At 70.3% G+C, this 6318-nt stretch carries 7 protein-coding genes; 2 read left to right on the plus strand and 5 right to left on the minus strand.

The genetic code is table 11. The features are described from left to right. The first annotated feature begins 41 nt into the window (after positions 1–41). Positions 42–815, plus strand: a complete 774-nt coding sequence (locus D7V93_RS07075; protein ID WP_120642647.1) for a zinc metalloprotease — start codon at positions 42–44, stop codon at positions 813–815. 18 nt (positions 816–833) lie between these two features. Here D7V93_RS07075 and D7V93_RS07080 read toward each other — a convergent pair whose 3' ends face one another. Further along, positions 834–1715 carry an NAD(P)-dependent oxidoreductase gene (locus D7V93_RS07080; protein ID WP_120642648.1) on the minus strand — a complete coding sequence of 294 codons (882 nt, stop codon included), beginning with the start codon at positions 1713–1715 and terminating at the stop codon, positions 834–836. 134 nt (positions 1716–1849) lie between these two features. On the opposite strand from D7V93_RS07080, the gene D7V93_RS07085 reads away from it, so the two are divergent. Next, on the plus strand, positions 1850–2392 hold the full coding sequence (locus D7V93_RS07085) for a GFA family protein (RefSeq protein WP_120642649.1): 543 nt from the start codon (positions 1850–1852) through the stop codon (positions 2390–2392). Between the two features lie 210 nt (positions 2393–2602). On the opposite strand, the gene D7V93_RS07090 is transcribed toward D7V93_RS07085, so the two are convergent. The 4 genes from D7V93_RS07090 to D7V93_RS07105 form a co-directional block, all read right to left on the minus strand. Beyond that, positions 2603–3742: a serine hydrolase domain-containing protein gene (locus D7V93_RS07090; protein WP_120642650.1), complete on the minus strand. Its 1140-nt coding sequence runs from the start codon at positions 3740–3742 to the stop codon at positions 2603–2605. Then, positions 3739–4371 (minus strand): outer membrane beta-barrel protein, encoded by a 633-nt coding sequence (locus D7V93_RS07095; protein ID WP_158623665.1) that lies wholly within the window; start codon positions 4369–4371, stop codon positions 3739–3741. The genes D7V93_RS07090 and D7V93_RS07095 overlap by 4 nt, the downstream gene beginning before the upstream one ends. Before the next feature lie 59 nt (positions 4372–4430). Continuing rightward, positions 4431–5066, minus strand: a complete 636-nt coding sequence (locus D7V93_RS07100) for a response regulator (protein WP_120642652.1) — start codon at positions 5064–5066, stop codon at positions 4431–4433. Beyond that, positions 5063–6318 (minus strand): sensor histidine kinase (locus D7V93_RS07105; RefSeq protein ID WP_208722941.1); only part of this gene is annotated, 1256 nt, incomplete at its 5' end. The genes D7V93_RS07100 and D7V93_RS07105, both read right to left, overlap by 4 nt.

The following is a 6318-nucleotide window of genomic DNA, read 5'->3' on the forward strand; positions in this document are numbered from 1 at the left end:
GTGTCCGTGCTCAGGCCCCGCTGCCCTGATAGAAACCGCGGATGGACTGGCCGCTTCTGATCGAATTCGTCCGCCAGCGTGACCCGGCGTTCCTGGTGCAACTCAAGGGTGTGCCGGATGCCGCCATCGCGGCCCTGGCGGCCGACCGCGGCGCGGTGCTGCCCGCCTCCTATGTGGAGTTCTTGCGACGCATGGGCAGCCACAGCAATGGCTGGGCTCCGTTTGGCGCCACGTGCGAACACCATTTCGCCGCCATCGTCGAGCGCCTCGACGAACACGATGAAGACGCCCCGCCGTCCGACCGCTTCTTTCCCGTGGCCATCGAAACGGACGAATCACTGGTGGCCTTGTACGACCACTACCTCGATCTCCAGCGTGTCGAAGGGGACGATGCTCCGCTCGTGATGTTGGAGGCCGGCGTTCCCTATCAAGTGCAAACGCCAGTCGAGACCCACGAAACCTTCAACGAGCGGGTCACCCACGGTCTGTTCCACCGCTTCCAGTTGCGGCACTGCGCCGAACGCGACGTGGTGGCCCTGGGCGGCACCCGGCGGGCCGGTGAAGGCCGCGCCGGGTTGCAGCAGGTCCTGGTGCTGCTGCAACGCGCCGGGTTCGAGCCAGCCCTCCCGCCGCTGGGCCGGGTGGCGTGCTTGCGGGCGGGATCCCTCAGCGTCCTTGCTCGCGTGAACGAAGACTACGAGCTGCTGACGCTGCTGCTCGGCGGCGACAACCGGCTGGCCTTGAAGGCGCTGGCTGATCAGCTGCTCGCGGGCCTGCCCGGTGCCAGGCGGCCAGCGGGTCCGCGCGAAGGCTGAAGCAGGATCCTGCCGGGCTCAGTCCTGTTTCAGGGTGCGGAACACGGCGGGCAGCTCCTGCTCACCCAGGCCCGCGCTGAGGGCTCGCTTGTAGTTCTCGAGCAGCTCCTTGGGGAAGCGTGCGCTGATGCGGGCGTCCATGCTCAGCCGGACGATGTGCTCGATGGCCGCGACATGGGTATTGAGGCTGCACTGGTCGCCCGAGAAGTCGTTGCTCTCGATCATTCCCTGCGCGGCGTCAGCAGTGACGGAGATCAGGCCGAGGAAGGAGTTCTTCTGGGCGAAGAAGACCTTCGGGTCGAGCCCTTCGGCCTTGCACATCGCCGCGGCGTGGAGGACCGCCAGGGTGCCTCCGTAGTAGGCCTCGAGGATCGCGCAGTCGAGCGTCGCGGCGGAGCCGATCTTCTCGTCGACGTAGACGGAGTTCTTCGCAATCGCCTGGAGGGTCTCGTGGTGCCGGTCGTAGATCGCCCGCGACCCGGCGTAGAAGACCGTCGCGTAGTCGGTGGCCACAAAAGCGGGATAGGCGAGGATCGCGGCATCCAGGTAGGCCACGCCGTGGGCCCGCGCCCACTCCAGCCCGCCACGCGCGTCCGCGGGTGAGCCGCTGGTGAGCTGGACGAGCGTCTTCCCGGCGAGCGCCGACGCGACGGCCTCCGAAGCGAACAGCTCGGAGCAGGCGGCGTAGTTGGACAGCGAGACCACCACGAGCTCGCGTCCGGCCACGGCCTCGACCAGGTTCTCGAACGCGAGGGTGCCACCGCCCACGGCCCTGGCCTTGCTGGCGGTCCTGTTCCAGGCCGCGACGTCATGCCCCGCCGCGGCGAAGGCTCGCGCCAGCGCGGTTCCCATGAGCCCACTGCCAATCACCACCATCTTCGTCGAACGGCTAGAAGTCATCTTCAATCCTCTGTGGTTTCGAGCAAGCACTGGTTCCGGAATGGGTCCATGCCCCAACGGCAGATACCTGGCAAGCGGGCTCCTCCGCCACGCCGGGCTTGCGATTCGAGCGCATGCGACCCAATAACAGCGACATGACGAACCCCTCTGTGGAAGCGGGCTGGCGCGGATGGACTGGCGGGTGCCAGTGCGGCGCCGTGCGCTACAGAATCCATGCGAAGCCTCACGTCAGCGTCTGCCATTGTCGCATGTGTCAGAAGGCGGTCGGCGGGCCCTTCGCCGTGCTGGCGGCGGTGGACGGCCCGGCGGTGACCTGGACCCGTGGCACGCCGGCCCGCTTCCGCAGCTCCGACAGTGCAGAGCGCTGGTTCTGCTCGGCCTGCGGAACTCCGCTCGCCTTCGCGGATCTGGAGGACGGTGGCATCGAGCTGACGGTGGGCAGCCTGGATGCGCCCGCCGAGGCGCCGCCCGTCTCCGCGGCGGGCATGGAGGCCCAGCTGTCCTGGGTGGATGGGGTGCCCGGCCTGCCGGGCCGGAGCACCGAGGCGACCGTGGCCTCCGCCGGCCGACGCCAGCCGGTATCGTACCAGCACCCTGATCACGACACGCCGGAGGGCTGGTCGGCCGGAGCCTCGTCCACGGGAAGCTCACCGAAGCGGCCCGCCTCGAAGTCGTGAAGGGCCTGGAGGATCAACGTCTGGCCGGACGAGGACTGCCACCTCCTCCTCCGCCGCCTCCGCCCACCACCGTGCCCGCGGCTCCGGACGTGGCGTTGGCCCCATTGCCGCCCTGGCGCGGATCAAGCCTGTCGACTCGAAGAACGGCGACCGGGGATTCTGGCTCAATCACATGCAACCCGACAAGGCGTCACGCTCCGCTCGTGCTCCTCAGCGGCTCCTTCCCGCGGCGGGCTCCTCCAGCTCCCGCAGCTTCTTGAGGACCTCGAGCCCGATGAACGTGGTGAAGGCGTCCGGATTGAGGGAGGAGTTGGCGAGGACGACGACGCCGTGCTGGCGCTCGCGGTCGAACCCGATGAACGCGGTGAAGCCGATGTTCCCCCCGTTCTTGAACACGATGGGCGCACCGTCCTGCACGTCCAGGTTCCACCCCAGGCCCACGCCGTCGACCTGGAAATACACCGTGTCGAACGAGCCGAAGGTCTGCTCCTGGGTGAGCCGCATCGCATCCTCCAGCGGTGAGGGGCCCACGCCCATGGCGGCGTCGAGGAACGTCAGCATGTCGTCCAGGTCGGACTTCAGGGCGCCTCCGCCCTGGGTGATGCCCTCCATGCGCAGCGGCTCCACGGCGCGGTTGCCGTGGTAGCCCTGGGCGAGGCGGGCGCGCTGCGCCTCGGTGAGCGTCACGGACGTGTGCGTCAGCCCCAGCGGGTCGAGGACGCGCGCTCGCAGGGCCGTCTCGAAGTCCGTGCCGTGGCGCGCACCGAGCGCGTAGCCGAGCAGCCCGTAGCCCGCATTCGAGTACTCGAACTCGCGCCCCGGCTCGCGCGGCAGCGCGTACCCGCCCAGGAACCCGAACATCCGCTCCTCGGTGTAGCCGGCATACGGGTCGTCCCGGTCGGTGTCCATGTTCGTCGGCTGTCGCGGCAGTCCTGACGTGTGGTTCGCCAGGTGGCGGAGGGTGATGACGCCCTCGCCGCGCGTGGGCACGCGCACGCCCGGCGGCAGGAAGTCCTGGAGCGGATCATCGAGTCCCAGCTCACCCCGGAGGTGCATCTGGGCGAGCGCGACCGCGGTGAAGGCCTTGGTGACGGAGCCGATCTCGAAGATGGTGTCGGCGGTGAGGGGCTCCCCGGTACCCAGCCGGCGCTCGCCGTAGCTGAAGGTGCTCCGCTGGCCCGCCTGGCTCACCCCCACCACGATGCCCACGTTCGCGCCCAGCGCGACGTGCGGGGCGACGATGTCGTCCACCGCCTCCGCGAGCGTCGTGGGCGCGGGCCTCCCGCCGTCACAGCCGAGCAGGGCGGCGACGGCGACCCACGCCGCGAAGGTCCGCAGTCCCGGCCTCATCGGCGCACCCCCAGCTCCCGGTCCACGCTCAAGCGGAGGCCTGGAAACACGTAGTTGCGCACGCCCAGGGTGGGGTTCGTTCGTACCAGCGAGCCGAGCCCGGCCGACACGAACAGCTGCGCGTTGACGGAGTACGCCGCGAACAGCCGGCACCGGACGCCTACCGCCACGGGCACGCCCCAGGCCACCCGGTCCACGGAGTCGGAGAGATCGGTCGACGTGCCTCCCGTGGACCTGAGTTGTCGGCGCACCGCGTAGCCGACCTCCAGGCCCGCCTGCACGTTGAACATCAGCCGGTTCGAGGAGGAGGTGTTGAAGCCGAGCCACAGCGGCACCTCCAGGTAGTCCAGGTCCACCTGTCGCGAGGCGAAGCCGCCGCCCTTGCGCGAGTAGAGCAGGTCCGCCCCCAGGCTCCAGTGCTCCCACGGGTGGTAGAGCACGCCCAGCCCCTGGGCCGTGCGCAGCCGCGTGTCATGGGGCGCGACCTTGAGGAAGTCGAGCAGGGGATAGCCGGTGTCGTACAGGAGGCTCGTGGACTGGGGGACGAACCGCACTCCGAGCTGCACACCCTCCCGCGCGCTGGCGGGCACGGCGGCCAGCAGCAGGAACGCTCCAAGAAGCATCTTCATGGCCGGCGAAGGTACCGATGCGCCCGGTCCTCGCGCATGTGCCATTGGTCATGCCTGCTTCAGATCATCCCCAGCTCCAGCGCCCGCAGCACGGCCCGGGTCCTGTCCCTCACGCCGAGCTTCGCGAAGATGCTCGACGCGTGGTTCTTCGCGGTGCCCTCGCGGGTGCCGAGCGCGTCAGCAATCTCCTTGTTGCTGAACCCGCCCGCCATGAGCCGCAGCACCTCGCGCTCGCGCGGGGTGAGCGCCTCCGGCTGCTCGCTCCGCTCGAAGCTCATCGGCAGCGCTTCGAGGTTGCGCGACGCGGCCTCCGTCACGGTGGGCCGCAGGAGCGTCTCTCCCCGGGCGATGCGGCGGATGGCCTCGCACAGGTCCTCGAAGGAGACATCCTTGAGGAGGAACCCACGGGCCCCCGCGCGCATCCCGCGGAGGAGGGCCCCCTCGTCGTCGAAGGTGGTGAGCAGGAGCGTCGGGGGCGCGTGTCCGCCCAGCGCTTCGAGCACGCCAGGCCCGTCCAGCCGGGGCATCCGCACGTCGAGCAGGACCACGTCCGGCGTGAGCGCGCGGATGAGGCCCACGGCCTCCTGACCGTCGGTGGCCTCCCCGACCACGAGGATGTCCGTTGCCAGCTCCAGCAGGCTGCGCAGGCCCTTGCGCAGGAGCGTCTGGTCGTCCACCAGCACCACGCGAATCATGTCGGCACCTCGCGAGGCAGCCGGGCTTCAACCCGGAAGCCTCCGTGCTCCTGCGAGACGATGCTCAGGGTGCCGCCCAGCGCTTCAAGCCGCTCCCTCATCCCCCGCAGGCCGTGGCCCTCCCGCACGATGTGCTGTCCCTGGCCGTCGTCGTGAGCGGACAGCACGAGCGTGGATTCCTCCTCCCGGACCGCGAGCCACACGTTGCCCGCGCCCGCATGGCGAAGCGCGTTCGTGAGCGCCTCCTGGGCACAGCGGAAGAGCGCGTGGGCCTGGCCGGCGTGGCGGATCTGGAGGCGTTCGTCGAAGGCGACGTGGACCCGGGGCGCTCCGGTGCCGTGCGCGAGCGTCAGCAGGGCGGTGCGCAGGTCGATGACGGCGGCGTTTCGCAGGTGGCCCACCGCGCTCCGGACCTCCCCGAGGAGCCGCTTCCCGATGCCGCGTGCCTCCTCCAGTGCGCTGCGCGTGGCCCCCTCCGAGAGCTGCACGGCTCGCTCGAGTTGCAGGTGCAGCACCGTCAGGTGGTGGCCGAGCGTGTCGTGCAGCTCGCGCGAGAGCTCGACACGGTCCGCGAGCCGCACGCCGTCCGCGAGGAGCCCCTGCGTCGCGACGAGCTCGCGGTTGAGCCACTGGCTCTCATGGCGCTGGCGTCGCTCCGTGGCCGCGATGAGCCCGATGACGAACGCGAAGGCCTGCCAGCCCAGGTGCGCGCCCACCGTGGCAAGGAGGACGCCTCCGCCGGGGATCCACGCGGGCATGCCCGCGGCTCCCGGGTCGCGGAGGAGGACGTAGACGAGCCACGGCACGCCGAGCACGTTGCACGCCGCCAGCCACCGGAGCGCGCGTCGGGGTTCGAGCAGGAAGGGGAGGGTGGCCGCGACGATGTAGTGCAGGTTGGGGAAGAGGAAGGTGCCGATGAGTGACAAGAGGACGAGCAGCGTGGTCCTCATCTGTCGCCGGGATGAGACGAGCCCGGGACCCAGCAGCCACCAGAGCGCGGGAAGGTAGAGGGCGAGGGGGGCGAAGCGCACCACCAGGTCGCTCGCGCTGCCCGGCCGGGCCGCGGCCTCGACGGCTTCCTCCAGCACGGTGAGGGTCCACGCGACGAAGCCCGCGAAGCGCAAGAGTCGCTCCGAGGGAAGCCGCGCGCCGCTCGCATCGTCCGCCGCGGGGTCGAGCCAGCTTCCCGCTTCCGCGCGGGGGGCACGCTCCATCCCGGCGGGCGGCGCCCCGCTTCCGGAGGGCTCAGGGG

Origin of the sequence: Corallococcus llansteffanensis (assembly GCF_003612055.1) — a bacterium.
GTDB lineage: Bacteria > Myxococcota > Myxococcia > Myxococcales > Myxococcaceae > Corallococcus > Corallococcus llansteffanensis.